At 71.2% G+C, this 26,279-nt stretch carries 24 protein-coding genes and 1 riboswitch; of the genes, 4 read left to right on the forward strand and 20 right to left on the reverse strand.

Going from position 1 to position 26,279, the window contains the following annotated elements; all coding sequences use genetic code 11:
- Positions 1-110 precede the first annotated feature (110 nt).
- The 7 genes from FHU39_RS11050 to FHU39_RS11080 form a co-directional block, all read right to left on the reverse strand.
- Positions 111-1,160, reverse strand: a complete 1,050-nt coding sequence (locus FHU39_RS11050) for an LLM class flavin-dependent oxidoreductase (protein ID WP_183320380.1) — start codon at positions 1,158-1,160, stop codon at positions 111-113.
- Complete coding sequence (locus FHU39_RS11055; protein ID WP_183320381.1) at positions 1,144-1,893, reverse strand: GNAT family N-acetyltransferase; 750 nt, start codon at positions 1,891-1,893, stop codon at positions 1,144-1,146. Before FHU39_RS11055 ends, FHU39_RS11050 begins: the two co-directional genes overlap by 17 nt.
- A complete protein-coding gene (locus tag FHU39_RS11060; protein ID WP_183320382.1) occupies positions 1,890-2,900 on the reverse strand; it encodes a transporter substrate-binding domain-containing protein in 1,011 nt (336 codons plus the stop codon). The genes FHU39_RS11055 and FHU39_RS11060 overlap by 4 nt, the downstream gene beginning before the upstream one ends.
- 50 nt (positions 2,901-2,950) lie before the next feature.
- Positions 2,951-3,772, reverse strand: coding sequence for an amino acid ABC transporter ATP-binding protein (locus tag FHU39_RS11065; RefSeq protein WP_183320383.1), 822 nt, complete (start codon positions 3,770-3,772; stop codon positions 2,951-2,953).
- A complete protein-coding gene (locus tag FHU39_RS11070; RefSeq protein WP_183320384.1) occupies positions 3,769-4,758 on the reverse strand; it encodes an amino acid ABC transporter permease in 990 nt (329 codons plus the stop codon). Before FHU39_RS11070 ends, FHU39_RS11065 begins: the two co-directional genes overlap by 4 nt.
- Positions 4,759-4,798: 40 nt before the next feature.
- A riboswitch (SAM riboswitch) is annotated at positions 4,799-4,912 on the reverse strand.
- Between the two features lie 71 nt (positions 4,913-4,983).
- Positions 4,984-6,363, reverse strand: coding sequence for a class I SAM-dependent RNA methyltransferase (locus FHU39_RS11075; protein WP_183320385.1), 1,380 nt, complete (start codon positions 6,361-6,363; stop codon positions 4,984-4,986).
- The gene (locus FHU39_RS11080) at positions 6,360-8,366 is read right to left on the reverse strand and encodes an APC family permease (RefSeq protein WP_343065825.1); all 2,007 of its coding nucleotides are present in this window, start codon (positions 8,364-8,366) and stop codon (positions 6,360-6,362) included. Before FHU39_RS11080 ends, FHU39_RS11075 begins: the two co-directional genes overlap by 4 nt.
- 135 nt (positions 8,367-8,501) lie before the next feature.
- Here FHU39_RS11080 and FHU39_RS11085 point away from each other — a divergent pair, with 135 nt between their 5' ends.
- Positions 8,502-9,164, forward strand: coding sequence for an NAD-binding protein (locus FHU39_RS11085; protein WP_183320386.1), 663 nt, complete (start codon positions 8,502-8,504; stop codon positions 9,162-9,164).
- A 37-nt stretch (positions 9,165-9,201) separates the two neighbouring features.
- Positions 9,202-9,900: a potassium channel family protein gene (locus FHU39_RS11090; protein ID WP_183320387.1), complete on the forward strand. Its 699-nt coding sequence runs from the start codon at positions 9,202-9,204 to the stop codon at positions 9,898-9,900.
- 4 nt (positions 9,901-9,904) lie between these two features.
- On the opposite strand, the gene FHU39_RS11095 is transcribed toward FHU39_RS11090, so the two are convergent.
- The 5 genes from FHU39_RS11095 to FHU39_RS11115 form a co-directional block, all read right to left on the reverse strand.
- Complete coding sequence (locus tag FHU39_RS11095) at positions 9,905-10,276, reverse strand: OB-fold nucleic acid binding domain-containing protein (RefSeq protein ID WP_183320388.1); 372 nt, start codon at positions 10,274-10,276, stop codon at positions 9,905-9,907.
- Between the two features lies 1 nt (position 10,277).
- Positions 10,278-11,168 carry a DUF3710 domain-containing protein gene (locus tag FHU39_RS11100; protein ID WP_183320389.1) on the reverse strand — a complete coding sequence of 297 codons (891 nt, stop codon included), beginning with the start codon at positions 11,166-11,168 and terminating at the stop codon, positions 10,278-10,280.
- 159 nt (positions 11,169-11,327) lie between these two features.
- Positions 11,328-11,627, reverse strand: a complete 300-nt coding sequence (locus FHU39_RS11105; protein WP_183320390.1) for a DUF4193 domain-containing protein — start codon at positions 11,625-11,627, stop codon at positions 11,328-11,330.
- Between the two features lie 171 nt (positions 11,628-11,798).
- Positions 11,799-12,635: an inositol monophosphatase family protein gene (locus FHU39_RS11110; RefSeq protein WP_183320391.1), complete on the reverse strand. Its 837-nt coding sequence runs from the start codon at positions 12,633-12,635 to the stop codon at positions 11,799-11,801.
- Between the two features lie 5 nt (positions 12,636-12,640).
- A complete protein-coding gene (locus tag FHU39_RS11115; protein ID WP_183320392.1) occupies positions 12,641-13,846 on the reverse strand; it encodes a ferrochelatase in 1,206 nt (401 codons plus the stop codon).
- Positions 13,847-14,062: 216 nt separating this feature from the next.
- Between FHU39_RS11115 and sepH the strand changes: the two genes are divergently transcribed.
- Positions 14,063-15,409: a septation protein SepH gene (sepH, locus tag FHU39_RS11120; RefSeq protein ID WP_183320393.1), complete on the forward strand. Its 1,347-nt coding sequence runs from the start codon at positions 14,063-14,065 to the stop codon at positions 15,407-15,409.
- Between the two features lie 5 nt (positions 15,410-15,414).
- Here sepH and FHU39_RS11125 read toward each other — a convergent pair whose 3' ends face one another.
- From FHU39_RS11125 to FHU39_RS11155, 7 genes are read right to left on the reverse strand one after another with little or no spacing between them, the layout of a single operon-like run.
- Positions 15,415-17,181, reverse strand: a complete 1,767-nt coding sequence (locus FHU39_RS11125) for an MFS transporter (protein WP_221185233.1) — start codon at positions 17,179-17,181, stop codon at positions 15,415-15,417.
- 43 nt (positions 17,182-17,224) lie between these two features.
- The gene (locus FHU39_RS11130; protein ID WP_183320394.1) at positions 17,225-17,923 is read right to left on the reverse strand and encodes a thymidine kinase; all 699 of its coding nucleotides are present in this window, start codon (positions 17,921-17,923) and stop codon (positions 17,225-17,227) included.
- Positions 17,924-17,947: 24 nt separating this feature from the next.
- Positions 17,948-19,099, reverse strand: a complete 1,152-nt coding sequence (locus tag FHU39_RS11135) for an alkaline phosphatase family protein (protein WP_183320395.1) — start codon at positions 19,097-19,099, stop codon at positions 17,948-17,950.
- The gene (locus FHU39_RS11140; protein ID WP_183320396.1) at positions 19,096-19,704 is read right to left on the reverse strand and encodes a DUF5998 family protein; all 609 of its coding nucleotides are present in this window, start codon (positions 19,702-19,704) and stop codon (positions 19,096-19,098) included. The genes FHU39_RS11135 and FHU39_RS11140 overlap by 4 nt, the downstream gene beginning before the upstream one ends.
- Before the next feature lie 54 nt (positions 19,705-19,758).
- Positions 19,759-22,449 (reverse strand): bifunctional acetate--CoA ligase family protein/GNAT family N-acetyltransferase, encoded by a 2,691-nt coding sequence (locus FHU39_RS11145; protein WP_183320397.1) that lies wholly within the window; start codon positions 22,447-22,449, stop codon positions 19,759-19,761.
- Positions 22,450-22,467: 18 nt separating this feature from the next.
- Positions 22,468-23,907 carry a beta propeller repeat protein gene (locus FHU39_RS11150; protein ID WP_183320398.1) on the reverse strand — a complete coding sequence of 480 codons (1,440 nt, stop codon included), beginning with the start codon at positions 23,905-23,907 and terminating at the stop codon, positions 22,468-22,470.
- Positions 23,904-24,410: a sigma-70 family RNA polymerase sigma factor gene (locus FHU39_RS11155; RefSeq protein WP_221185234.1), complete on the reverse strand. Its 507-nt coding sequence runs from the start codon at positions 24,408-24,410 to the stop codon at positions 23,904-23,906. Before FHU39_RS11155 ends, FHU39_RS11150 begins: the two co-directional genes overlap by 4 nt.
- A 189-nt stretch (positions 24,411-24,599) precedes the next feature.
- On the opposite strand from FHU39_RS11155, the gene FHU39_RS11160 reads away from it, so the two are divergent.
- A complete protein-coding gene (locus FHU39_RS11160; RefSeq protein WP_183320400.1) occupies positions 24,600-25,229 on the forward strand; it encodes a nitroreductase family protein in 630 nt (209 codons plus the stop codon).
- Here FHU39_RS11160 and FHU39_RS11165 read toward each other — a convergent pair.
- Complete coding sequence (locus FHU39_RS11165; RefSeq protein ID WP_221185235.1) at positions 25,209-26,264, reverse strand: alpha-hydroxy-acid oxidizing protein; 1,056 nt, start codon at positions 26,262-26,264, stop codon at positions 25,209-25,211. The two genes, FHU39_RS11160 and FHU39_RS11165, sit on opposite strands and share 21 nt — an antisense overlap.
- Positions 26,265-26,279 lie beyond the last annotated feature (15 nt).

The raw sequence follows: 26,279 nt of genomic DNA on the forward strand, positions 1-26,279 counted from the left end.
GGTTCAGCGAAGGTTTGCCTAACCCGCGCCGAGCGCAAGCCACGTTGTCGATCCTGCCACCAACGCGTCAGGTGTGGCGGGGAGCGGGCCGAAAACGGTGCCGGCCCCGATCAGTGCTTGGGGGTCCACCCGAGGGCCGGGCCGAGCTCGGTCGCCATGTCGGTGATGATCTGCAGGTAGTCGGTCTCGTCGAAGGTGAACGGCAGTGCGAACGCGACCTCGTCGACGCGCTGGAAGGCGGCGTCGGCGTACAACTGCTCGGCGAGCTCGGCGCTGTCACCGACGTAGTCGGCCGAGAACAGCATGTGCCGTGGGCCCTGCGGTGCGCGGGTGCGAGCCAGCCGGCCCTCGCGATAGGCCGCGTACTTGGCCTTCTGCCCGGCCGTCGCCGAATCGGTCGGTATGACGACCAGCCCCTGCGACACCCGGCCCGGTGCACGGTCCGGGTGGGCGGCGGCATACGCGTCCCGGTAGGCGTCGATGTGCTCGGCCTGGATGCGCGCGAAGTGGTCCGGCTCGGTGCCGGACAAGTCGCTGCCGTCGGTCGTGACCACCGAGCTGGTCAGGTAGTTGATCCCCTGCCCGCCGGCCCAGACCGCGGAGTCCTTCATCCCGCCGTACCACAGCCGGTCCGCCAGACCGGGCGAGTGCGGCTGCACGCGCCGGGAGAAGGTCTCGATGCCGACCGTTCCCTCGAAGTCCGAAACCGGCTCTCCGCGAAGGAAGTCCAGCAACCTCACCACCCGTTCCTTGGAGAAGTCCTCCGCGTCGTAGGTGTCGGGGTACAGCCGGGTCTTGAAGTCGTCGTACCGCATCGGGGTGCCGACCGAGACACCCGGGTTGAGCCGGCCGCCGGACAGTACGTCGACGGTCGCCAGGTCCTCGGCGAGCCGGAACGGGTTCTCCAGCCCGAGGGGTATGACGGCCGTGCCCAACTCGATGCGGCGGGTCCGCTGGCTCGCCGCCGCGAGCACCGCGACCGGTGACGAGATGCCGTGCTGCAGGTGCCGGCAGCGCAGCCACACCGAGTCGAAGCCGAGCTGCTCGGCGGTCTCGATGACGCGCAGCGTGGTCTCGTGGCCACCTGCGGGGTTGCTCTCGTCGAACAGCCCGATGGTCAGGAAACCCATCCGGGCCAGCGGTTCACCGGCTCGCGGCATCGTGCACTCCCGTCGAAGGCGCCTGGAAACTCTGGAACTGGAGCCTACGGCGCAGCCGGAACCCGAGGTGCTCGTAGAGGGCGATGGCGCGTTCGTTGCCGGCGCCGGTGTGCAGCATCGGCCGGTCACCGCGCCGCTCGATGCCGTCCGCGACCGCCCGGATCAACCGGGTGGCCAGGCCGCGGCCGCGGAACGCCTCATCGGTGCACACGGCGCTGATCTCGGTCCACCCGGGCGGCCGCAGCCGCTCCCCCGCCATGGCCACGAGCCGCCCGTCGATCCGGATCCCGAGGTAGGTGCCCAGCTCGATGGTGCGCGGCAGGAACGGACCCGGCTCGGCCCGGGCGACCAGGTCGAGCATCTCCGGCACGTCCTGCGGGCCCAGGCGGACGGCCCCGGGGTCGGGCGCGGTCACCAGGGTCTCGGCGACCAACTGGACGCCCGGGATCCGGTCGTTGACCACCCACCCGCCCGGCGGCTCGAGCAGGTCACCGGAGACGACGGCCGTCCCGCCCGGGCCGACCAGCTCGGCGAGGTCGGCCCAGTCCTCGGGCGTGGGCGGCTGCGGGATGGCGGTGAACGGCGACACCTGCGGGTCGAACGCGGCTGCGCCGCCGGCCCGGCGGACCAACCGGGCGTGCGTGCCGTAGGCCGACCAGAGCGCCGGGTTGTCCAGCAGTTCCGGTGCACCCGCCGGCAGGTGATGGACGTAAAGCGTCGCTTCGCTGGTCATGAGTCGCTCAACGGGAGTCCGGGCGGGTTGATCGCCGCGGTCTTGACCGCTTCGTTCGACAGGTTCCAGGCCGCCAACCACTTCCCGTAGTCGCCGGTCCGGATGAGATGGTCGATCGCTGCGGCGACCGGCTTGGCCAGGCCGTCGCCCTTCTTGGACGTCGCGCAGATCAGGCCCTGCAGGGAGGCACCGGCACCGGACCACTGCCCCGCGTTGCGCGTCGGGCGGTTGGTGTGGGCGCTCTGGGTGACGTCGTACTGAACTCCCGGGTTCGGGCCGAAGTACAGGTCGATGCGCCCGGACGCGAGCGCGAGGTTCGTGGCGTTCTGGTCCGGGTAGTGCACGATCGTGAGCTTCTTGCCGGCGGCACGCAGCTTCTTCTGCCAGCTCAGCAGGATCTTCTCCTGGTTGGTGCCGGAACCGACGGCGACCCGTTTGCCACTGAGGTTGCGGTAGTCACCGCCGAACTTCCAGTCGCTGGAGGCCAGTTGCTCGAAGGCGAGGTTGTCCTTGCGGTAGCAGGCGAAGTCGTACTTCTGCTTGCGCTCCTCGGTGTCGGTGATGTTGGAGAAGCCGACGTCGGTCTTCCCGCTGTCGATGCCGACGAACAGGTTCTCCCAGGTCGCGTTGGTCACCTCCGGTTTCAGCCCCAGCACCGCCGCGACGAGGCGCCCCAGGTCCGGCTCGGCACCGGTCAGTGTCTGGTGATCCGTGCCGACGTACGCCAGCGGCGGGAACCCGGCCGGCAGGGCACCCTCGCCGATGACGAGCTTCCCGCTCTTGCGCACCGCTGCGGGGAGCTGGGCCCGGATCGATGCGACCGGCTTGACGGTGAGAGTGGCCTCGCGCCCCGCGCCGTTGGAGAGGGCACCGACCACCACCTTCCCGGACCCGGTGGTCTGCGTCGGGGTGGAGGCCGCGCTGCTGGCGCAGCCGGTCGCGGTGGCGATCGCCGCGACCGACAGGAGTCCCACGGCGGTGGAACGTCCCTTGGTGGTTCTGGACATGGCTGTACTCCTCGAGTCGTGACCCGTCGGGTCTGCGAATGGTGTTGCGATCAGGAAGGATCAGAGGGTGTGCCGGCGCCGAGCACGGCGCCGATGAACTGCCGGGTGCGGGCCTTCTGCGGCTCGTCGATGACCAGCTCGGGCGGCCCGGACTCCACGACCTGCCCCTGGTCGAAGAAGACGATCCGGTCGGCGACCTCGCGGGCGAAGGCGATCTCGTGGGTCACCAACACCATCGTGACGTCGTCGGCGGCGCAGTCCCTGATCACCGACAGGACCTCGCCCACCAGCTCCGGGTCGAGGGCCGACGTCGGTTCGTCCAGGAGCAGCACGCTCGGCTCCGGCGCGAGTGCCCGGGCGATCGCCACCCGTTGCTGCTGCCCCCCGGACAGCTGGCGCGGGTAGTGATCGGCCCAGTCGGCCAGGCCGACCCGGTCCAGCAGCCGCAGTCCCGTCTCCCGCGCGTCGGCCCGGGCCAGTCGGCCGGTCGCCCGCGGCGCCGCGACGACGTTCTGCACCGCCGTCAGGTTTCCGAACAGGTTGAAGTTCTGGAAGACGAAGCCGATCCGTCTGCGGTCCCTGCGGGCCTGCCGGTCCCCCACCGCGCGCAGCCGGCCGCCTTCCCGGCGTACGCCGAGCAGCTGCCCGTCGATGCACACGTACCCGCTGTCGAGTTGCTCGAGATTGGCGATGGCACGCAGCAGGGTCGACTTCCCGGACCCGGATGGACCGATCACCGCGACGATCTCGCCCGGTCGGACCGTCAGGTCGACGCCCCGCAGCACGGCGTTGTCGCCATACGACTTGGTCGCGCCGTGCACGGATATCGCCGCGGTTGCTGCCGGAAGACGCTGGGGTGCTTGCTGATTCATCTCGCACCCGCCTTCTGCAGTCGGCGACCGGCCAGCGCCGACCGGACCCGCTGCAGCGGAGTGGGCGGCAGGCTGCGCACGGCACCGCGCGCGTAGAAGCGCTCGACGTAGAACTGGACGACCGAGAGGGCGCTGGTCAGCAGGACGTACCAGACGGTGGCCACGAGCAGCAGCGGCACGATGTCGCCGTTGTAGGTGCTGCCGACCGTCTCGACGGCACCGAAGAGGTCCAGCAGGGACACGTAGTAGACCAGCGAGGTGCTCTTCAGCAGCCCGATGAGCTGGTTGACGTAGGTCGGCACGATCGACCGCAGCGCCTGCGGCAGGACGATGCGGCGGAACTCGTAGCTCTTGGGCACTCCGAGTGCCGCGGCGGCCTCCGTCTGCCCGGTGTCGACGGAGAGCACGCCGCCGCGGACCACCTCGGCGGCGAAGGCCGCCTCGTTCAGGCTCAGCCCGACCACCGCCAGCAGCAGCGGGCCGGCCAGCGAGGCCTCGTCGAAGTGCACGAACTCCGGGCCGAACGGCACCCCGAGACTGAGCGTGCGGTAGAGCGCACCGAAGTTGTACAGGAACAGCAACAGCACGATCAGCGGGATCGAGCGGAAGAACCAGATGTAGCACCAGCTGACGGTCTGCAGCACCGCGTTGCGCGACAGCCGCATGGCAGCCAGCAGCACGCCGCCGACCAGGCCGGCGACCGCACTGAGGGCGGCGACCTCGAGCGTGACCAGCAGTCCCTTCAGGATCACCGGCTGCAGGAACCAGTACGCGAAGCGGTCCCACTGGAAGAACGGGTTGGTCACCAGCGCATTGACGAACTGGGCGACCAGCACCAGGACGACGGCGGCGGCGACCCATCGGCCGGGGCGGCGATGCGGATGGACCCGGTCGTCGACGGAGGACGATGCGGCCACCGGGCCGGGATCTTCGTGCTGCGGCACCGGCTTGCGGCTCGTGCCGCGGCGCCAGGTTGTTGCTGTCATGGACGACTCACAATCCTCGACCGGACGCTTCGGTCCGTCGAGCACGCGCTTACCGACGCCACTACGACGCCGATCAGGTCATCACCTGGAGCACCCCGCCGCGTGGGAGGGTTGCCGGCCAGCAAGCCAGGGCTTGTCGCTGACGCTCATAACCATTCGTTCGGAATCTTATCTACTCTACTTATCCTATGGAAGTAGTAGAGATATGACGTGAGTCACAGCGAGCTAGCCGCGGACGGGCTGCAGGATGGCGACGCACTCCACGTGGTGCGTCATCGGGAAGGCGTCGAACGCGCGCAGCGAGTCGACGTGGTAGCCGGCGTCTGCGGCGTAGGACAGATCGCGGGCGAGCGCCGCCGGGTCGCAGGCGATGTATGCCGCCCGCCGCGGCCCTCGGGCCAGCAGCCGGCCGATCACCTCGCGTCCGGCCCCGGACCGCGGCGGGTCCAGCACGACCAGGTCGACCCGGTCGAGGCGGTCGACGGCGGCCTCCCACCCGGCGCGGCCGATGTCGGCGCGTTCGAGCGAGGCCCGGGGCAGATCCGTCAGGTTGTGCTGCCCGTCGGCCACCGCCCGGGCATCACCCTCGAGGCCCAGCACCCGGCCGGCCGGACCGACCGCCTCGGCGAGGAAGGCGGTGAAGACACCGACCCCGGCATACAGGTCCAGCACCTGCTCCCCCTGCTCGGGCCGCAGGCCGTCCAGCGCGGCGCCGACGAAGGTGGCCGCCGCGCCGGGGTGCACCTGCCAGAAACCACGAGCGGACACGGCGAAGTCGCGCGCGCCGTGGCCCGGCACGGTCACGCGCTCCAGCACGTCCGGGAGATCGTCGCTGGTCTCGATACGCGAACCTCCCCCGCTGCGCTCCTCCGGTCCGCTACTCGACCCGCGAGATGGTGCGCCGCGAGATGGTGCGCGAAGCGGCAGGTCGACGGCGACGACCTCCCCGTTGCCGGCGACCGCCACGTCGACGCCCGTGACGCCGTCCGCGGCGCGCTCCGTCAGCAGGCCGGTCGCGGCGATGTCGGGCACGGCGATCAGGCAGTCGTCGACCGGCACCACGTCGTGCGACCGGTGTTTGCGCAGGCCGAGCCGGCGGTCGGCCGCGACCGCGAACTCCACCCTCGTCCGCCAGCGCAGGCCCTCCTCGTCACCGGGCACCGGCTCGACCGAACCGGACCACTCGAGCCCGGCCAGCCGGCGCAACTGCTCACGCACGACCCTGGCCTTGAGCTCACGACCGAAGGCCGCGGACGTGTGCTGCCAGTCGCAGCCACCGCAGGCGCCCGGACCCGCGAATCGGCATGGTGCGGTGCGGCGTTCGGGCGAGGACTGCAGGATCTGCACCGCGTCCGCGCGCAGGAAACGGGACGCCGACCCGCCGTCGGTCACCTCCGCGATGACCCGCTCCCCCGGCAGCGTGTGCCGGACGAAGACGACCCGGCCGTCGTGCCGGGCCACGCAGTGCCCGCCGTGCGCCACATCTCCGACCTCGAGTTCGAGCCGGGTGCCGACCAGCGAATCACCCTGTGCCGCAGGGCGGGCCGACGTACGGCGTCGGTTCGGCCGGCCACGACGCCGGTTGCGGCCCTGCCCGCCGCTCATCGGCCGCCGCGCCGCACCGAGCCCGGCGCCGGCCCGTCATACCGCATCTCGTGCCCCTGGCTGGACCGCAGCTGCCAGGGCACGCTCGCCACCAGCACGCCCGGGGTGAACAGCAGACGGGACTTCAACCGCAGCGCGGACTGGTTGTGCAGCAGCTGCTCGTACCACTTGCCGACCACGTATTCGGGGATGTAGACCATGACCACGTCGCGCGGACTGTCCCGGCGAACGGTCTTGACGTAGTTGACGATCGGCCGGGTGATCTCCCGGTAGGGCGAGGCGATGATCTTCAGCGTGACCGGGATCTCGCGCCGCTCCCACTCCGCCTGTAGCGCCTTGGTCTCCTCCGGGTCGACGTCGACGGTGATCGCCTCCAGCACCGACGGCCTGGTCGCCCGCGCGTACGCCAGCGCGCGCATCGTCGGCTTGTGCAGCTTGGACACCAGCACCACAGCGTGGACCCGGGAGGGCAACAGCTGGTCGTCGTCGGTCTCCGCCAGCAGCAGCTCCTTGCTGACGTTGCTGTAGTGCCGGCGGATCTGCACCATCAGCGCGAACAGCACCACCATGGCCGCCACCGCGTATCCGGCGCCGTGCAGGAACTTGGTCAGCAGCACCACGACGAGCACGGTCCCGGACATCGCCGCACCGATCGCGTTGATGACCCGGGCGCGCTTCATCCGGGACCGGGAGGTCGGCGGGTCGTCGGAGCGCAGGTTGCGGTTCCAGTGCCGGATCATGCCGATCTGGCTGGTCGTGAACGACACGAACACCCCGACGATGTAGAGCTGGATCAGCCGGGTCGGTTCGGCGTCGTAGACCACCACCAGCAGCATGGCGACCCCGGCGAGGATCAGGATGCCGTTGGAGTAGGCCAGCCGGTCGCCGCGGGTGTGCAGCTGCCGCGGCAGCCACCCGTCGCGCGCCAGGATCGAGGCGAGCACCGGGAAACCGTTGAACGCGGTGTTGGCGGCCAGCACCAGGATGATCCCGGTCACGATCGAGACGAAGATGATGCCGGGCAGGAAGCCGTGGAAGACCGCGTGCGCCAGCTGGCCGAGCACAGTGTCCTCGTCGTAGCCGAGCACCGGCTTGCCGTGCAGCAGCAGGCTGCCGGGGTTGTCGGGGTCCTGGATGTGCACCCCGGTCCAGTTGGCCAGTGTCACGATCGACACGAGCATGACGACCGAGATCGAGCCCATCAGTAGCAGCGTGGACCCGGCGTTCTTGCTCTTGGGCTTCTTGAAGGCGGGTACGCCGTTCGAGATCGCCTCCACACCGGTCAGCGCTGCACAGCCGCTGGAGAACGCCCGCAGCAGCAGGAAGACCACGGCGATCTGCGACAGCGCGTCCATGTGCGGTTGTGGCGCCAGGGTGAATTGCGCGGTCTCCGACATCGGCAGGTCGCCGACGAGCTTGCGCACGACGCCGACGATCGCGAGCGCGATCACCGCGAGCATGAACAGATAGACGGGTACGGCGAAGAAGCTGCCGGACTCGCGCACACCGCGCAGGTTCATCGCCGTCAACGCGACGATCAGCAGCACCGCGACGATGACCTGGTGACCCCGGATGAACGGCATCGCGGAGGCGGCGTTCTGCACACCGGACGCGATCGACACGGCGACCGTCAGCGTGTAGTCGACCAGCAGGGCCGACGCGACCGTGAGCCCGGCCTTCGGACCGAGGTTGGTGGTGGCGACCTCGTAGTCGCCGCCGCCGGAGGGGTAGGCGTGCACGTTCTGCCGGTAGGACGCGACCACGACAGCCATCACGCAGACGACCGCGAGGGTGATCTGCCAGGAGTGGGTGAACGCGAACGACCCGCCGGCGGTGCCGAGCGTCAGCAGGATCTCGTCGGGTGCGTAGGCGACCGAGGACAGGGCGTCACTCGCGAAGATCGGCAGTGCCAGCTTCTTCGGGAGCAATGTCTCGCCGAGCCGGTCGCTGCGCATCGCACGACCCACGACAAGGCGCTTCAGGGCGCGACCGGTGCCTGACACAACGCGCAAGTGTACGGCTGCAAGCCGCACGTTCGGGACGGCGAGTTCCCATTCGGGACGCGACCTGCGTCACACGACGTCCGCGGGCCGGAGCGAGTGCGGTCGCCGCGCCGCTCTCCGGTAGCGTTTCGTTCTGTGTACTTCGTGATCATGGGTTGTGGTCGGGTCGGCTCGATGCTGGCGTTGAGCCTGGAGAAGCACGGTCAGGAGGTCTCGATCATCGACCAGGACGAGGCCGCGTTCCGCCGTCTCGGCCCGAGGTTCGAGGGCCGCCGCGTCACCGGCATCGGGTTCGACCGCGAGACGCTGATCCGCGCCGGCATCAAGGGTGCCGACGCCTTCGCCGCGGTGAGCAGCGGTGACAACTCCAACATCCTGGCGGCACGGGTCGCCCGCGAGACGTTCGACATCCAGAACGTCGTCGCCCGCATCTACGACCCGGGCCGCGCCGAGGTGTACGAGCGGCTCGGCATACCAACGGTCGCCACCGTGCGCTGGACCAGCGACCAGATCCTGCGCAAGGTCCTGCCGATGGGTGCGCTGCCCGTGCACACCGACGCGAGCGGCCGGGTGGTCATCGCCGAGATCCCGCCGGACCCGTCGTGGATCGGCACCCCGTTGCACCGGATCGAGGAGGAGACCGGCGCACGCGTCGCCTACCTGACCCGGTTGGGCGACGGGATGATGCCCGAGGCCGACTCGGTCTACCAGGAGGGCGACCTGCTGCACCTGACCATGCCGAGCAGCCGGGTCCAGGAGATCGAAGCTCAGCTCAAGTCCACCAAGCCGGTCGACTGAACGTCGTAAACAACTGCAGCCCAAGGAGATTCGTCAGATGCGAGTTGTTGTCGTCGGTGCCGGAAGTGTCGGTCGGTCGATCGCGCGCGAGCTGATCCTGCGCGAGCACCAGGTGCTCATCATCGACAAGTACGCCGAGGAGTCCCGCGCCAGCTCGGTGCCGGAGGCGTCCTGGCTGTTGGCGGACGCGTGTGAGATCGCGACCTTGCGCGAGGCCGACCTGCAGTCCTGCGAGGTGGTGGTCTGCGCCAGCGGCGACGACAAGGTCAACCTGGTGGTCTCGTTGCTGGCCAAGACCGAGTTCGGCATCAACCGGACCGTGGCCCGGGTGAACAACCCCAAGAACGAGTGGATGTTCGACGAGGCGTGGGGCGTGGACGTCGCGGTGTCGACGCCACGGCTGATGACCGCACTCGTCGAGGAGGCCGTCAGCGTCGGCGACCTGGTGCGCCTCTTCCAGTTCCAGCAGGGCAAGGCCACCATGGTCGAGATCACCGTGCCCGCCGACAGCCCCAACGTCGGGGTCGCGGTGAGCCAGCTGGAGCTGCCGCCGGAGTGCGTGCTGGTCGGCATCATCCGCGACAACGTGCCGATCGCTCCGACGCCGTACGACGCCATCGAGGCGCTCGACGAACTGCTGCTGCTCGCGACCCCCGAGGCCGAGCAGTCGCTGGGCGCGGTGCTGACCGGCCGACCGGCCGATCAGATCCGTACGCACTCCCCCGCCGGGGACTGACGGCTCAGGGAGCCTTGATCTCGTAGGACGGGTTGAAGATGGTCGGAGTGCCCTTCACGTAGGTCACCCGGCCATGCACCTTCAGGTAGGTGCCCGGCTCGATGCCGGCGATCTTGCGCCGGCCGAGCCAGACGAGGTTCATCGTCTTGCTGCCGTCGTCCAGGTCGACGACCATGGCCGGCACGGAGTCGCCGCGGGGACGCAGGCTGACGCTGCGCACGGTGCCACAGCACGACACCATCGACCGGTCCACGGCGTCACAGATGGGTGTCGCCCCGAGCTTGCGGGTGGTCTCCCGCAGCTCGTCGCTCTCCAACTGCTCCACCGGTTTGGCGAGACGCTCGGCGACCTTGCCCAGTGATGTCTTCCAACTCATCTCAACGCACCTCGGTGATCTCCGGGCCTCGCTCGAACGGCTTGAAGTCGTCGGCCGTCTCGGACCGGTCGCCGGTCTGGTCCGGTTTGGCGTTCGGGTCCTGCGCGACCTCCTCGGCCTGCGCCTGGGCCTGCGTCTGGATGTCCTGCGGGATCTCCAGCGGCAGCATCTCCCGTGGGGCGCGCGGTTCGCCGCCGCGCGTCACGACGCTGTGGCGGGCGAACTCCAGCAGCTGGTTGCCGGTAGCCTCGTCGATCGCGGCGTTGCCGGACAGGACCACCCGCAGGAACCACCGCGGCCCGTCGACGCCGACGAACCGGGCCGGTGCGTACGTCGTGCGGCCGTCCTGGCCGCGCGTGGGCATCCGGGTGTGCAGCTCGATGCCGAGCGGACCGAGCCGCTCCTCGGCGGTGCCACCGCCGGCGATCAGGTTGTCGGCGATCTCGTCGCGGATCTCGTCCCAGACGCCGCGGCTCTTGGGTGCCGCGAACGCCTGCAGCTGGCAGGCGGAGCCTTCGACGACCGCGGTCAGGCCGGTGATCTCCTGGCCGGCGTCGTCGACGTCGAGCCGCAGCTCCATGCCGGGCTGCGGGATGATCGCGATCGCGCCGAAGTCGAGCAGCCCGTCGAGTTCTGTGACCTCGCTGCGGTCGTAGGGGCCGTCGGAGCGGTCCAGGTCGAAGGGGCGCGGCAACCGGCTCGGCTCGTCCTGCGCCGCTTCGTCGTCGGCGTCCTGGTCGTCGGCCGCCTCGTCCTCGGGTTCGGCGTCGTCCGCCGTGACATCCGCGTCGGTGTCCACCTCGTCCGGATCGACCTCGAGGTCCTCGTCGACCTCGGTGACGTCGACCTCGTCGGACGCCTGTTCCTTGGCCTTGCGCCGGAAGAGTGCCACTGCGCTCGTGCCCCTTTGCCTTGATTGCTGGTCGGTGGAATGTGTTGTCGTACGGCGGTCAGCGGTGACCGGAGCCACCGCTGCCGCTCGGATCCAGTGTCGCCCTGGCGGACCCCGGAAGCGAATCGGGCGTTCCCCGATCCGCCTCCCGAGTCCTCGTCAGGCCGCGCACTCGGTGCACACCGGCAGGCCGCCCTCCTCTTTGGCCAGCTGGCTGCGGTGGTGCACCAGGAAGCACTTCGAGCAGGTGAACTCGTCGGCCTGGCGAGGGATCACCTGCACCGAGAGCTGCTCACCCGACAGGTCGGCACCGGGCAGCTCGAAGCCTTCGGCCTGCTCGGTCTCGTCCACGTCGACGTTTGCGGTGCTCTTGTCGTTCCGACGAGCCTTCAACTCCTCGATCGAGTCGTTGTCGATGTCATCGTCGCTTTTCCGCGGAGCGTCGTAATCAGTTGCCATTGCGGTCGTTCCCGTCTCCTCGTCGCTCAGAGTCCCGCCTGAGCGGAATGTTTCGGCGTCTTCGCGCGCAATAACGCTGGACGCCCGCGTTTTGTGCCCGGACCGGCGGGATTTTGCCCTATCGAGATGCGGAACCAAAACCCGGGGTCGGTTCTTCCGTTCGCGTAACCGTCAGCGATCGACCAGCGGCGCCAGCGCGGCGACCTGTGCGGGGCATCCGGCGACCACCAGATCGGAGCCGGGAGCGCCCCCTGCGACACCCTGCACGACACCGCCGGCCTCGGTCACGACCAGCCACCCGGCCGCCAGATCCCAGGGGTTCAGCCCGGACTCGTAGTAGCCGTCGAGGCGGCCGGCGGCCACGCAACACAGGTCGATCGCGGCGCTTCCGGCGCGCCGGATGTCACGGACCTGCGGGATCAGGTCGACGACCACCGCGGCCTGCCGCCGGCGCTTGTCGACGTCGTAGCCGAATCCGGTGGCGACCAGGCTGAGCGCGAGGTCCCCCTGGTCGCTCACCCGGAGCGCGCTCGTGCGCCCGCGGTGCTCCAGGAACGCCCCGCCGCCGCTGCGGGCGTGGAACAGCTCGTCGGTGACCGGGTTCACCACCGCACCGGCGACCGTGCGCCACTGCCCCGGGGTGTGGACGTCACCGACGCACGCGGCCACCGAGACGGCATACGCGGGCAGCTCGTAGAGGTAGTTGACGGTGCCGTCGATCGGGTCGACGACCCAGGTGATCCCGGTCTCCGAGGGCCGGGAGGCGCCTTCCTCACCGAGCAGCCCGTCGCCGGGCCGTGCCGACGCCAGGCGGCTGCGCAGCAGCTCCTCGCTGCGCCGGTCCATGACGGTGACGATGTCGGTGCGGGTCGTCTTGGTGGCCGCGACGCCGAGCCGCTCAGGTCGTTCGGTCACGATCAGCTCCCCGGCCTCGCGGGCCAGCGCGCAGGCGAGCTCCTCCAGCAGCGCGAGCTCGGCGGGTTGCAGGTTGGGCTCGGTGGTGGTCATCGCGATCAGTCCCTTCCGCAGGCTGCGGGCTTGGCCGTCCGCAGGTTGGGGCAGCAGCCGGCGGCGCAGACGGACGGCATCGCCTCCCCCGGCCAGGCGAGCGGGTCGACCCGTTCCCCGCGGGCCTCGGCGGCGCGCTCCTCGACCAGGTCGACCAGGCCCATCACGAACTCGGCGTCGGTGCCCACCGTCGGCACCCGCGTCATCCGCAGGCCGACCTCCGCGGCGGTCTCGGCGGCCTCGGTGTCCAGGTCGTGCACGACCTCCATGTGGTCGGACACGAACCCGATGGGCGCGACCACCACGTCGGTGATGCCGTCGTCGGCGAGCCGCCGCAGGTGGTCGTTGACGTCCGGCTCCAGCCACGGCTGCTCGGGCCGGCCGGACCGCGAGCAGTAGACCAGCGCCCCGGACAGGTTGCGGTCCAGGGTGATGCCCGCCTCGTCCAGGACGACGTGGGCGATCTCGTCGTGCTGGTGGTCGTAGAGGTTGCCCTCCCCGTCCCCGGGCCCGGAGGTGTCGTCCATCGCGGTCGGGATCGAGTGGGTCACGAACACCACCCGCAGCTTGTCGTCGTCGGGCTGTCCGCAGGCACGCACCGCGTCGGTGACCAGGCGGATGTTGACCCGCGCGAAGCTCGGGTGCGTCGCGTACTGGCGGATCTTGTCCACCTGCAGCGAGCGGCCCTCGTCGGCGAGGCCGGCGAGCGCCGCGGCGATGTCCTCGCGGTACTGCCGGCACGAGCTGTATGACGCGTAGGCGCTCGTGGTGACCACCAGGATCCGTTGCGACCCGGCGTCCTGTGCGCCGCGCAGCACGTCGGCCAGGAACGGCTCGCTGTTGCGATTGGCCACCAGCACGGGGGTGGAGTAGCCGCGGCGCCGCAGCTCCGCGCGGATCGCCTGCTGCAGCGCGCGCGTCTGCTCGTTGATCGGGCTGCGCCCGCCGCGCGCGAAGTAGTGCTCGGCGACCTCTTCGAGGCGTTCGTCGGGTATGCCGCGTCCGCCGGTCACCCGGCGCAGGAACGGCATCACCTCGTCCGGGCCCTCCGGTCCGCCGAAGGAGAGGAGCACGACGGCGTCATACGGCTGGAGCGCGAGCGACTCGCCCACCGGTTGCGTGCCCGGGTCCGGCACGGGAGCGCTCGGCTCCGGTCCTGACGGCACGGGTCGCGGCGTCTGCTCGGGGGGCTCGGCGATCGGCGACGACATTGCTTCTGGTGTCTCCTGAGGAGGTCTGCGGGTAGCCGCCCGTGGGGGTCGGCCCCGCCAGCGTACGACCCCGCGCACGCCCCTGATCGGCGTGCCCTGCAGGGTCGACACGACGCGCCGTGGCATGGTTGTGTGCGGCCGGGTGCAGCGCCGCTGCAACGGCGACCGAAACCGAGCTCGGCTCGGCGCACCACGGGCTATCTGGGAGACACGCACATGCGGGAGTTGCGACTGATCGGCGTCGACGACGGCGGCGAGCATCTGCTACTTGCCGGGACCGAGGACACCGACGAGCGGTTGCGGCTGCCCATCGACGACGCCCTGCGCACCGCCGTGCGCAAGGTCCGGCACCGTCCGTCGACCGACGTCGGCTCCGTCGCGGTGCCCGACGAGCTGCGGCCGCGCGACGTGCAGGCGTTGCTGCGGGCCGGCGTCTCGGTCGACGACGTCGCCGAGCGGGCCGGCTGGACCACCGAGAAGGTGCTGCGCTACGAGGGCCCGATCCGCGCCGAGCGCGAGCACATCGCCGGCGTCGCGCGGGGCCTGCCGGTCAGCGGCACCGCGGCGGGCCGGACGGACTCGACGTTCGGGCAGCGGGTCGAGCACCGGCTGGACGGGCGCGGCGTCGCCGCCGACGACATCGTGTGGGACGCCTGGCGCGGCGCCGACGGCGCCTGGTCGGTGATCTGCAGCTTCCCGGCGGGCGGGCGCCAGCGGCAGGCTGCCTGGCACTTCGACGTGCGCGGCCGGACGCTGGACCCGAGCGACGACGAGGCCCGCTGGCTGGGCGAGGACGAGAACGCCGGGGACCCGCTGTCCCGGCCGGCGCCGGAGGCGTCGGTCTACGACGTCGAGGCCGAGGGCGGGCTCGACGGCAAGCGCACGACCCCGGTGCGCCGGGTGCGCGGCGGCCGGACCTCCGCCACCGCGATCCCCAGCCACCCCACCACCGCCACCGGGCCGGCGGCCGCCGCCGACCCCGCGGACGGCCCGGTCGACCTGGTGGCCGCGATGCGCGAGCGCTCCAAGAGCCGCAAGCGCAAGGGCCGGTCCGCGGCCGAGCACACCTTCCCCGAGGACGCCGCCCCGCGGCAGCAGCTCGACACCACCGGCGAGGCACCGCCGGTCGGGTCGCACCCGCGACCGGACGAGCTCGACGACACCGAGGCGCCCGCGAAGCCGTCGGTGGAGGAGCTCGGCCACGACCCGGTGACCGGCACCGCGGACCTGTTCGCGGACCTGGAGCCGGAGGCTGCGTCCGACGAGCCCGAACCGGAGGCTACGCCCGACGAGGCCGAGCCGGAGGCTACGACCGACGAGGCCGAGCCGGAACCCGACGACGAGGCGGTGACCGACGAGAACGCCGACGCCACCGCGGAGGTGCCTGCCGAGGAAACGTCAGCGAACGTGTCGGAGCAGCCGGAGACGGAAGAGCCCGAGGCGGTCGCGGAAGCCCGGGACGAAGCCACGGTCCCGGACCGTCCGACGACCGCGCGCAAGGGCCGCCCGAGCGTGCCGAGCTGGGACGACATCATGTTCGGGCGCCGTCCCGGCCGGGGCTGAGAGCGTCAGCGCCACCCGCCGGGACGTTGCTCCCGGCGCGGGCGCTGCCTGTCCGCCGACCCCGGCGGGGGCTTGCGGGGCACGTCGCTGCGGCGCAGGCCGATCGTCTCCGCCTCGTCATACCCCGACGGGTGCGGCTGGGGACGGCGCACCTTCTCCGGGGGTTCGGCGGCGGGGGCCTTGCCGGACCGGGCCCGGTGCGGCACCGGCAGTGAGTGCCCGCTGTTCCAGATCAGCACCACGCTGGCCCACGCCACCAGCACGACCGCGGCCAGGATCATGCCGAGGGACGCGTTGGTCGGGATCGCGACGGCGATGATGCCGCCGATCACCCAGGCCAGCTGCAGCAACGTTTCGGAGCGGCCGAAGACGCTGGTGCGCATGTGCTCGGGCACGGTGTCCTGGATCTGGGAGTCCAGCGACAGCTTGCCGAGCTGCTGACCGAGGCCGGCGACGAAGCCGACCGCGGTGGCGGTGACCACCGTGAAGTGCGCCGCCGCGATGACCACCATGACGGCGTCCGCGACGAGGGTGGCCAGCACGACGACCTTCGGCGAGGCGATCTTCAGGGCCGCACCGGCGACCGTGCCGACCGAGTTGCCGACACCCGCCGCGCCCAGGACGAGCGCCAGCAGCAGCGTCTCCTTGCCCTGCCAGCCCGGGAACGGGTGGCTGCGCACCAGGAACGCCAGGAAGATCGTGAGGAAACCGGACAGCCACCGCAGCCCGGTGTTGGCGCGTAGCGCGGTCACCACGGCCGGACCCACGCCACGGCCCGTAGCCCGCCCGGTCGTCAGCCCGGACGGTGCCGGCTTCTCACCGATGCTGGAGTCGACGCGCGGCGGCAGCAGGATCGCCAGCACGGTGCCGATCGCGAACAGCAGTGCGCCGACACGCAGCCCCCAGGCGGCACCGCCCAGCTTGGCCGCGCCGCCGGCGAGCGCACCGGCCACCCCGGCACCGACCACACCGGCGAGGGACAGCCGGCCGTTCGCCTTGACCAGGGTGAGTTGGTCCGGCAGCAGGCGCGGCGCGGCGGCCGAACGCGTCACCAGGTAGGCCTTGGAGGCGATCAGCACGCACAACGCGACCGGGAAGAGCCACACCGAGTTGTCGTCGATCGCCTCGGCGAGCACCCAGCACAGGAACGCGCGGATCGCCAGGGTGAAGCCGATGGCCCAGCGGCGGCCGTGCCGGAAGCGGTCCAGCAACGGCCCGATGAGCGGCGCGACGATGGCGAACGGCAGCATCGTGAGGCACAGGAAGAGCAGCACCTGCCCCTTGGCCTGCGCCGAGGAGACGGAGAAGAAGACGGTCCCTGCCAGGCCGATGGTGACCGCTGCGTCGCCGGCGGAGTTGAACGCGTGGACCTGGATCAGCCGGGCCAGGCCGCTCTCCCCCGCACCCTGTGCCTCGCTGGCCCGACGGGCGGCATACACGGTCTTCTTGCTGGCGGTCGCGGTCAGCCGGGCCATGGCGCCGGCGCCGCGCACCATGCCGCGACCGGCCGCGCGTGCCGTGCTCCGGCCGCCCTGCTCGGTGCCGGAGTCGTCCGGCTCGTGCTCGTCCTCGGGCGCGGGGGTATGACGCACCTGCGGGCCGCGCTGCGCCGCCCACGGGTCACGCGGTGACGTGCCCGGCGGCGGGCGTCGGCCGCCGGGCGACTGCGGCGGTAGCGGCCGGGTCCGCGACGGTCGTTGCACCGGCTCGGTGAAGGCGCGATCTCGTTCGGCGCGGCGGCGCTTTCTGCCGGAAAGGCCGTCACTCGTCATGTGTCCATCATGCCAACTGACGGCGCCTCCCGCGTCGAGGCAGTCACTGCGCCGTGTGTCGGTCGGGCCGCGGCCCCGGGAGCGGACACAGGTCGAGGTCGAACGGCAGCACCTCGGCGGACAGGGACTGGGCCCGCGCCGCGTGGGACGTCATACGACGCATGTAGTGGCGGCGGCACAGGACCTCGTACTCCACGACCGCGGGGCTGTCGTGCGCGGTGTCGCCGACGACCACCTGCTCGCCCTCGACGACCATGTTGCCGTCGACGACGCGCGCGTTGTGTGTGGCGCGTTTGCCGCACCAGCACAGCGCTTCGACCTGCGGCACCTGGGTGCGGTCGGCGAGTTCGATGAGCCGCCGCGAGCCGGGGAACAGCTGCGCCCGGAAGTCGGCGGTGATGCCGAAGGTGAACACGTCGATGCTCATCTCGTCGACGAGCCGCGCCAGCTGCTCGACCTGGGTCGGGGTGTAGAACTGCGCCTCGTCGCAGATGAGGTAGTCGATCACCCGGCCACCGGTGGCCTGTTCGACGACGATCTCCCAGAAGTCGAGCCCGTCGTCGACCTCGATGGCCTCCTGGGACAGGCCGAGCCGGGAGGACAGCACGGCGGCGCCGGCCCGGTCGAACTTGGTGAAGACCAGCCCTCGGCGGCCCCGTGCGCGGTGGTTGTGGTTCAGCTGCAGGGCGAGCGTGGATTTGCCGCAGTCCATCGTGCCGGAGAAGAAGACGAGTTCAGCCACGAAGCACCACCCTAGGGCGGCCGGTCACCGAGCCGGCAGGTGGATGAACGGGACCTGTTGCTCGGCGTCGGTCAGCGACCCGTGCTGGCCGATCAGCGCGACCACCCGCGGGTTCATCACCCGGGTGTCGGTGAAGCCGATCGCGGACCGCACCGCCACGAAGACGTCCCCGAAGCGGGGCAGCACCTCGGGTGCGACGGCACCCAGCAGACCGGTGGCGACCACATCGTCCCGGGTCATCACCCACCCGTCGTCGCCGAGCCGTTCGGACCAGGCCGCGAGCACGTCGGCCGCCGCGCCGGGCCGGCAGTACAGCTGCGGGCCGCGCAGCTCGCCGCCGACCAGCTCGACGCCGTCCCGCAGTTCCGGGTCGGTCGCGACGTCGGTCTTGGCCGAGTCGGGGATGTCGATCATGCCGTGGTCGGCGGTGATCGTCAGCGACGCGTCGTCGGGCAACAGGGCGCGCAGCCGGCGCAGCTCGGTGTCCAGCTGCTCGACCGTCTCACCCCACTGCCAGGACTCGCAGCCGAACTGGTGGCCGGCTCGGTCGACGTCACCCCAGTAGAGGTAGACCAGCGACCGGTCGGCGGCGCGGCTGGCCGCCGCGGCGGCGTCCACCGCCGAGGGCAGGTCGCGGGCGGCGCGGTATGACGCGCCGCGCAGTGCCGACCGGGTGAGCCCGGAGTCCTCGAACCGGCCCTTGCCGACGGACGTGACGGGGATGCCGGCGGCGACGGCGCGCTCGAAGATCGTCGGACGCGGCTGCCACTGCAGCGGATCCGGTCCGTCGATCCAGTCCAGTTCGTTGAAGAGGCGGTCGGTGCCCGGCACCCGCACCTGGTAGCCGGCGAGGCCGTGCGTGCCCGGCGGCAGGCCGGTGCCGAAGGTGCCCATGCTGGTCGCGGTCGTGGACGGGAACCCGGCGGTCAGCACGCTCGGGATGTGCGGGTCCTGCGCTGCCGTCGCCTGCCGCAGGAACGGCGCGTGCCCGGACCGGGCACGCAACAGCTGGGCGCCGAGCCCGTCGACCAGCACCACGACCGCCCGGGTGGCGGCCGGCAGCGGCGCCTGGGTGGCCGCCGGGGTCAACTCCGGACCGTCGAGCGATGCCACGACCCGTGGCAGGACGCCCGCCAGCCCGCCGGCGTCGTATGCCGGGACCGTTGCGACGGTCACCGTCCGATCGCCGCGGACAGCGCGGTCGAGAACACCTGGGCCTGTTGCAGGTTGGCGTCACCGTCGGCGTCGGCGCTGACCCGGATGGTGACGTCGTCACCGGTGATCGTGCCCTCGTAGCCGTGGTCGGCGTCGCAGGAGGGGTCGGCGCAGTTGGCCGGGAGCAGGTCGACCCGGGAGACGGCGCCCCACGAGATGGTGAGCGTCACCTCGCGGCCGAACGAGCCCTCGACATACCGCTCCGGGTCGGTGACGACCCGGCCGAGCATCACGCCGCGGACGCAGGACAACGGCACCGTCTCGCTGGTGGCGGTCGCGACCATGCCCAGGTGCTGCACCGGCGAGTCCGGGCCCGGCGCGTGGTCGTCGGCGTGCGCCAGGATCAGCCGGCTGGCGGTGAGCGCGAAGACCGTGACGTGCCGTCGGACGGTCTCGTTGTCGATCGTGGTCTCCGAGTGCACCAGGTGTGAGTCGATGCTCTCGGTGCCGACCGCCGCGGCCACCACGTCGGCCACGAGCAGCGGGAAGTAGCCCGCCTGCTCGATGTCGGCGAGGAGCCCCGCCGGCAGCGCCGAGGCGGTGATCTGCTTGCTGGTCGAAGACATGCCGGTCATTGTCGCAGGTGTGCGGCGGGCTTCGCGTACCACTGTGGATTCACCTCATGCGGTCGGCAGCGAGCGGCGGCCCGAGTCGGTGCGCACCGGTGGCGGGGCGACCGTGATCGAAGCACCGAGCACCTCCAGACCGCCGGCGTGGGTGTTGACGGGGTTGAGCTCGAGCGAGGCGATGTCCGGCAGGTCCTCGGCCAGCACCGACACCCGCGCGATCAGGTCCTCCAGCGCGGCCCGGTCGATCGCGGGTGCGCCGCCGTGCCCGTGCAGCAGCGGGGCGGCACGCACGGAGTTGATCAGGTCACGCACGTCCGTCTCGGTCAGCGGCGGGATGCGGTAGGCCAGGTCCCCCATCACCTCGGTCGGGGCACCCGCGAGGCTGAACCGCACCACCGGCCCGAAGAGCGGGTCCTCCCCGGTCGCCAGTATGCACGGGATGCCGGGGGTCGCCATACGTTGCACCACCAGCCGATTGGCGTGCAACGGTGCGAGCCGCTCGTCCAGTGCCGTGAAGGCGTCGCGCACCGCGGCGGCGTTGGTCAGGTCGGCACGCACCGCGGTCACCGGCTGGGTGCGGACCAGCGGCGAGACCGACTTGACGACGACCGGGTAGCCGATCCGGTCGGCGGCCTCGACGGCGTCGTCGGCGGAGTGGGCCGGGGTGCTCGGCCACACCTCGATGCCGTATGCCGCCAGCAGGTCGCCGACCTCGGTGGCGGTCAGCGGTCGACCGTCCGGGGAGGCGGCCAGCACACCGTCGACGAGGGACTCGGCCGCGTCCCGGTCGATGTCGTCGCGCAACACCGGTGCGCCGCGTTCGGTGGCGCGCCATTCGCCGTACCGGGTCGCGGCCGCCAGCGCACGCACCGAGTCCTCGGGCACCGCGTAGGACGGGACGAACCGCTCGTCACCGGTGTCGGGGTCGGTCGCCGAGAGCACCTCGGTGATCCCGGTGATGCCCAGGAACGTGGTGAGGCAGGGCTTGTCATGGCGAGCGGCGACGGTCGCCAGCGACTTCGCGAGCCAGAAGCCCTGCATGATCGCCGGCTGCATGAAGGCGGTCACCACACTGTCGACCTCGGGGTCGGCGAATGCGGCCTCGACGGCTTCCTCGAGCTGTTCCGGGGTGCACTCCGCGGCCAGGTTGATCGGGCCGTGGGTGATCTGCAGACCGGAGCTGACCGCGTTGTCGGCGGCGAGCGCGCCGAGGGCGTGGGAGTTGCCGACGATGGCCACCCGGGGTCCCCGCGGGATCGGCTGGTTGACCACGAGTTGGGCGACGTCGAAGAGCTGGTGCAGGTTGTGCACGCGGATGACGCCCGCCTGGCGCAGCATCGACTTGAACGCCTCGGGCGGGGTGTTCGTCTGCCGGACCCGGTGGCCGGGCGGCACGCCGTAGGACGAGTTGCCGGACTTGACCACGATGACCGGTTTCTGGGTGGACAGGTGCCGGGCGATGCGGGAGAACTTGCGTGGGTTGCCCATCGACTCCAGGTAGAGACCGACCGCGTCGGTGCTCTCGTCGTCGATCCAGCTCTGCAGCACGTCGTTGCCGGACACGTCGGCCCGGTTGCCGGTGGACACGAACTCGGTGAGTCCGAGCCCGCGCCGGTCGGCGAAGTCGAGCACCGCGATGCCGAGTGCGCCGCTCTGGGCGAACAGCCCGAACCGGCCCCTGCGCGGCATCTCGGGTGCGAGCGAGGCGTTCATCCGCACCTCGTCGCTGGTGTTGATCACGCCGAACGAGCTGGGCCCGGCCACCCGCATGCCGTGCCGGCGCGCGGTGCGGACCAGCTCGGCCTGGCGCTGTTCGCCCTCGGGCCCGGCCTCGGCGAAGCCGGACGCCATCACCACCAGCGCCTTCACCTGGTGCGCCGCGCAGTCCTCGACGACGTTCAGCACTTCGGCGGCGGGCACCGCGATGACCACCAGCTCCGCCGGCCCGGGCAACTGCGTGACGCTCGGGTGGATGGTCACCCCGGGGAGTTCGTCGTGCTGGTGCCGGTTGACGGCATACAGCTGGCCGGTGAAGGCCCCGGCCCGCAGGTGCTCGAAGACGCCGCGGCCGACACCGTTCGGATCCGCGCCGACACCGACGACCGCGATCGACGCGGGCGCCAGCAGCGAGCGCATGCTGCGTGCCTCCGCGCGTTGCTCCCGCGCGGCACGCACCGCCTCGGACTGCTCGGTGGGCTCGATCCGGAACGACAACGCGATGACCCCGTCGTCGAAGCTGCGGTGGACCGCGTAACCGGCGTCGGTGAAGACCGACAGCATCTTCCGGTTCTGCGGCAGCACGTCGGCGACGAATTCGCGGACCCCTGCCTCGGCCCCGATGGCCGCGAGGTGCTCCAGCAGGACGGAGCCGACGCCCCGCCCCTGGAAGTCGTCGGCGATGTTGAAGGCGACCTCGGCCCGGGGCCCGTCGGGCCCGGTCAGCCGGTCGTAGCGGGCGACGCCCACCATCCGGCCGCCGGCTTCGACGACCAGCGCCACCCGCTCGCGGTAGTCGACGTTGGCGAAACGCTCTGCCTCCCGGTCGGACAGGTGCTTCAGCGGTGCGAAGAAGCGCAGGTAGATCGACTCGTCCGACTGACGCTCGTGGAACTCCTGCAGAAGTTTGACGTCGTCCGGGCGGATCGGGCGCACCTGGGCGACCGACCCGTCGCGCAGCACGACGTCCGCCTCCCACTCGTGCGGGTACCCCTCGGGAAGCGCGTCATCCGCGTCTTCGTTCATGCTCGCAAGCATGCCAGGTCAGGATCGGGGGTCGATCACTGTCCACTTACCGCCGAAGTCGCTGGTCATCCAGAACCCGTGGGTGGTGTGCGGTATGGCGTAGAGGTAGTACACGCCGGGGCTGGCGGTCCAGTCGAAGCCCATCGCCGGGAGGGTGGCGCCGGGCGGTGCGGTGACCGGCCCGAACACGGTGCCCCCGTTGGTCGACACGACGAGGCTGCCGGCGCTGCTGCCGGCTGGCACGCCGTTGGTGTCCCGCGGGCCGCCGGAGGAGGCCGCGATGTGGTCGGCGTCGGCCACCGCGAGCCAGACGTCCCCGCGGCGCGGCAGGATCAACGATCCGGTCGACACGCTGGTCCAGGTCTGTCCGGCGTCGTCACTGCGCAGCAGCGTGTAGCCCAGCCGGTCACCGGACAGCTGCTTCGGGTTGCAGACCGCGAAGAGTTGCAGCTTGTCGGTGGTCGTCGCCGCGGTGATCGCCTGCAGCTGGGTGTTGTAGCAGGCGCTGGGGGCGGTCAGCTGTTGCAGCGTCGTGCCGTTGAGCCGCATCGGCGCCAGGGGCATCCCGGTCTTCGCGGCGGTGAGCTGCACGAACGCCTGGCCGTTCTGCACCAGCACCCGGCCCGCGCTGATCGGGGTGTCCAGGGTCAGCTGCGCGCCGGAGTCCCCGACGGTGTTGCTGGACGGGTCGAAGCGGGTGACGTAGAGGGGGCCGTTGCACTCGCCCTGTGCGCAGTTGTCGGCGCTGAGCAACACCGCTTCGTTCCGGTTGATCTCGAGGTCGAGCACCCGGGTGCCGGGGTGGCTCAGCTCGGTGAAGGTGGCCCCGCTGTCGCGGGTCACCCACAGGTCGCCGCCGAACACGAAGCCGACCTGCGGCTTGGCGAACCGCGTCTGGGTGATCGCGCGTTCCGGCTGGATCTGCGCGATGTCGTTCCCGGTGGCCGCCGAGGTGTCGGTGCCGGTGAACTTGTGTACGGCGTTCCAGCCGGCGCCGTTGGTGCCGGACCGCAGCAGCACCGGGCAGATACCGCTGCCGCAGTCCTGCGACCCCAGCGCGTAGAGCGTGTTCGAACCGGCGTTGCTCAACGACCAGGTCTGGAAGCTCTTCGGCACCGCGGTCGGGGTCTGCGCCTTCGATACCGAGGACGCGTTGCTGCTCGTACCGGCGCTGTGGACCACCGCACTGCTGCCGGCGATGGCCTGCCCCTGTTGCACACCGCCGCTGACGCCCTGCTGCTGCCACACCAGCACCGCGACGATCGCGATGACGGCGACGGCCGCGCTGCTGAGCAGCGTCAGCCGGCTACGACGCCGAGCGTGGCGCCGGGACTCGTGGACGATGCGCTGCCAGTCGAGCTCGGTGGTCGGCTCGTCGGCGACCTCCGCCCGGGCGTCGGCGAAGAACCCGGCCACCGGGTCGTCCTCGACGGTGAAGTCGTCGCGGTCGGCGTTCATCGGCTCACCTCCAGCCGCTGTGCCAGCAGTTTGCGGGCGTCGTGCAGGTCCCGCTTGACGGTGCCCTCGCTCTTACCGGTCTGCAACGCGACCTGTGCCACGGACAGGTCCGCGAAGTAGTGCAACAGCACGACCAGCCGGAAGCGCTCCGGCAGTCCTTGCACGGCGTCCCGGACCGTCATCCGGGTGGCCGGGTCGAGGCCGGGGTCGGCGGTCTCCAGGGTCCCGCCGTTGCCCGCCATGAAGGTCTCGTACGCCGAGGCCTCCCGCCCCCGCTTGCGCCAGTGGTCGCGCACCTGGTTGGCGGCAGCCGTGTACAGCCAGGCACGCGGATCCTGCACCGAGTGCCAGTGCGTCATCAACTTCACGAATGCCTCCGTGGCCACGTCGTGTGCCAGATCACGGTCACCGATCAAGGTCGTGGTCCAGCCGACGAGCCGCCCGAAATGTGCGTCGTACACCTCGCGGACGGCGCGCTCGACGGCTGCTTCCCCCGAAGCCACCCATCGCCACCTTTCCCGTGGGACGCGAGTGGCCGCGCGCCGGCCGGAGATCGTCGCCGTCATACCCAAGGGGACGCCGAAAGGCCGTGCACGGTTGGTCTACCCGCTCTTGTCGCCAGTCGTACGCCGCCGGGATCTGCCCCGGCGGCCAACAAAGCCTATCCCGGGACGGCTCGTAGGCTCGCGGGCATGGAGTTGCGAGATGCGGTGCGACGGCGACGGATGGTGCGCAGATACGACCCGGACAAGGACGTCGGGCCCGACGTGGTGCGCCGGTTGCTCGAACTCGCGGTGCGGGCACCCAGCGCGGGTTTCAGCCAGGGCTGGGACTTCCTGGTGCTGCGGGGCACCGAGCGGGACGCCTTCTGGGCCGCGACCACCGACGACGGCCTGCCGGACTCGTGGCTCGCGGGCGTCAGCACGGCGCCGGTGCTGATCCTCTGCTGCTCGGACAAGGGCACCTACCTGCGGCGTTACGCACGCGAGGACAAGCCGTGGCAGGACCAGTCCGAAGAGCACTGGCCGGTGCCCTACTGGGACGTGGACACCGGGATGGCGGCGATGCTGATGCTGCTGGGCGCGGTCGACGAGGGGCTGGGCGCGCTCTTCTTCGGGGTGCCGGTGGAGCGGCTGGACGCGGTGCGGGAGGCGTTCGGCATACCAGCCGATCGCAACCTTGTCGGCGTCGTCGCGCTCGGGTATCCCGCCGACCCGAAACCGTCCGGCAGCACCCGGTCCGTGCGCCGGCGTGAGCTGGCCGACGTCACCCACTTCGGCCGCTTCGGGAAGGCCGAGGACTCAGCGCCCGCTGACCAGTGAGGGGTCCAGGTCGCCCAGGCACGCCGCGCCGGCGAGGCCCATGGCGTGCCGCAACTCGCCGGTGAGCTCGTCGAGTATGCCGGCGACACCGTCGGCGCCCTCGGCGGCCAGCGCCCACATCACCGGCCGGCCGAGCATCACCGCACTCGCACCCAGCGCGAGAGCGGTGAGCGCGTCGAACCCGTCGCGCACTCCCCCGTCGACGATCACCGGCACCGAATCACCCACTGCCGTCACGACGTCCGGCAGCGCCGCCGCGGTGGAGATCGCGCGGTCGAGCTGCCGGCCGCCGTGGTTGCTGACCCAGATCGCGTCGGCTCCCGCGTCGATGCAGGCGAGCGCCTCGTCGCCGCGCAGCACACCCTTGACGATCACCGGCAGCTCGCAGACGTCCGCCACCCAGGCGATGTCGCCCAGGCTCAGGTCGGCGCGCTGGTCGATGAGCTCCCAGTAGTCCTCGACACCCTCCGGGAAGTGGTCGCGCACGTTGATCAGGGCCTGGTCGTCCCCGAGCGGGAGCGGCCGGGCGAGTGCCGGTGTGCGTGCGCGGTGCCCGACGTATGGCGTGTCGGCCGTCAGCACCATCGCGGTCGCGCCGGCGGCCGCGGCCCGCTCGATCAGCGCGGCGGTGATCGCCCGCTCGCGCATCAGGTAGACCTGGAACCACCAGGGCCCGTCGACGGCCGCGGCGACATCCTCGATACGCCGGGTCGACCGGCTGGACAGGACCATCGGGGCGCCCGCCGCGGCCGCACCGGTCGCCGTGGCGACTTCCCCTTCCGGGTGCAGCACGGCGTGGAATGCGGTGGGGGCTATGCCGATCGGCGTGCGCCATACGCCCCCGAACAGGGGCAGCTCGGTCGAGACGTGGGAGACGTCCCGCAGCACGCGCGGCCGCAGCCGGTAGCGGTCCCAGGCGTCATGTGCCTCCGTGACGGTCCGTTGATCCCCGGACCCACGATTCAGGTAGCTCCACATGTCCGGGTCGACGACGCGTTCCGCGTCGTCACGCAGCCGTTGGAGTTGTTCGTGCACCGCGTGCCTCCTGGT

The sequence above is a fragment of the Flexivirga oryzae genome (assembly GCF_014190805.1).
Taxonomy (GTDB): domain Bacteria; phylum Actinomycetota; class Actinomycetes; order Actinomycetales; family Dermatophilaceae; genus Flexivirga; species Flexivirga oryzae.

What these genes read in the sequence shown, in the direction of transcription:
- FHU39_RS11050 (WP_183320380.1), bottom strand. Translation starts at nt 1,160, where the DNA reads ATGCCGCGAGCCGGTGAACCGCTGGCCCGGATGGGTTTCCTGACCATC.
- FHU39_RS11055 (WP_183320381.1), bottom strand. Translation starts at nt 1,893, where the DNA reads ATGACCAGCGAAGCGACGCTTTACGTCCATCACCTGCCGGCGGGTGCA.
- FHU39_RS11060 (WP_183320382.1), bottom strand. Translation starts at nt 2,900, where the DNA reads ATGTCCAGAACCACCAAGGGACGTTCCACCGCCGTGGGACTCCTGTCG.
- FHU39_RS11065 (WP_183320383.1), bottom strand. Translation starts at nt 3,772, where the DNA reads ATGAATCAGCAAGCACCCCAGCGTCTTCCGGCAGCAACCGCGGCGATA.
- FHU39_RS11070 (WP_183320384.1), bottom strand. Translation starts at nt 4,758, where the DNA reads ATGACAGCAACAACCTGGCGCCGCGGCACGAGCCGCAAGCCGGTGCCG.
- FHU39_RS11075 (WP_183320385.1), bottom strand. Translation starts at nt 6,363, where the DNA reads ATGAGCGGCGGGCAGGGCCGCAACCGGCGTCGTGGCCGGCCGAACCGA.
- FHU39_RS11090 (WP_183320387.1), top strand. Translation starts at nt 9,202, where the DNA reads ATGCGAGTTGTTGTCGTCGGTGCCGGAAGTGTCGGTCGGTCGATCGCG.
- FHU39_RS11095 (WP_183320388.1), bottom strand. Translation starts at nt 10,276, where the DNA reads ATGAGTTGGAAGACATCACTGGGCAAGGTCGCCGAGCGTCTCGCCAAA.
- FHU39_RS11105 (WP_183320390.1), bottom strand. Translation starts at nt 11,627, where the DNA reads ATGGCAACTGATTACGACGCTCCGCGGAAAAGCGACGATGACATCGAC.
- FHU39_RS11110 (WP_183320391.1), bottom strand. Translation starts at nt 12,635, where the DNA reads ATGACCACCACCGAGCCCAACCTGCAACCCGCCGAGCTCGCGCTGCTG.
- FHU39_RS11115 (WP_183320392.1), bottom strand. Translation starts at nt 13,846, where the DNA reads ATGTCGTCGCCGATCGCCGAGCCCCCCGAGCAGACGCCGCGACCCGTG.
- sepH (WP_183320393.1), top strand. Translation starts at nt 14,063, where the DNA reads ATGCGGGAGTTGCGACTGATCGGCGTCGACGACGGCGGCGAGCATCTG.
- FHU39_RS11125 (WP_221185233.1), bottom strand. Translation starts at nt 17,181, where the DNA reads ATGACGAGTGACGGCCTTTCCGGCAGAAAGCGCCGCCGCGCCGAACGA.
- FHU39_RS11140 (WP_183320396.1), bottom strand. Translation starts at nt 19,704, where the DNA reads ATGTCTTCGACCAGCAAGCAGATCACCGCCTCGGCGCTGCCGGCGGGG.
- FHU39_RS11145 (WP_183320397.1), bottom strand. Translation starts at nt 22,449, where the DNA reads ATGAACGAAGACGCGGATGACGCGCTTCCCGAGGGGTACCCGCACGAG.
- FHU39_RS11150 (WP_183320398.1), bottom strand. Translation starts at nt 23,907, where the DNA reads ATGAACGCCGACCGCGACGACTTCACCGTCGAGGACGACCCGGTGGCC.
- FHU39_RS11160 (WP_183320400.1), top strand. Translation starts at nt 24,600, where the DNA reads ATGGAGTTGCGAGATGCGGTGCGACGGCGACGGATGGTGCGCAGATAC.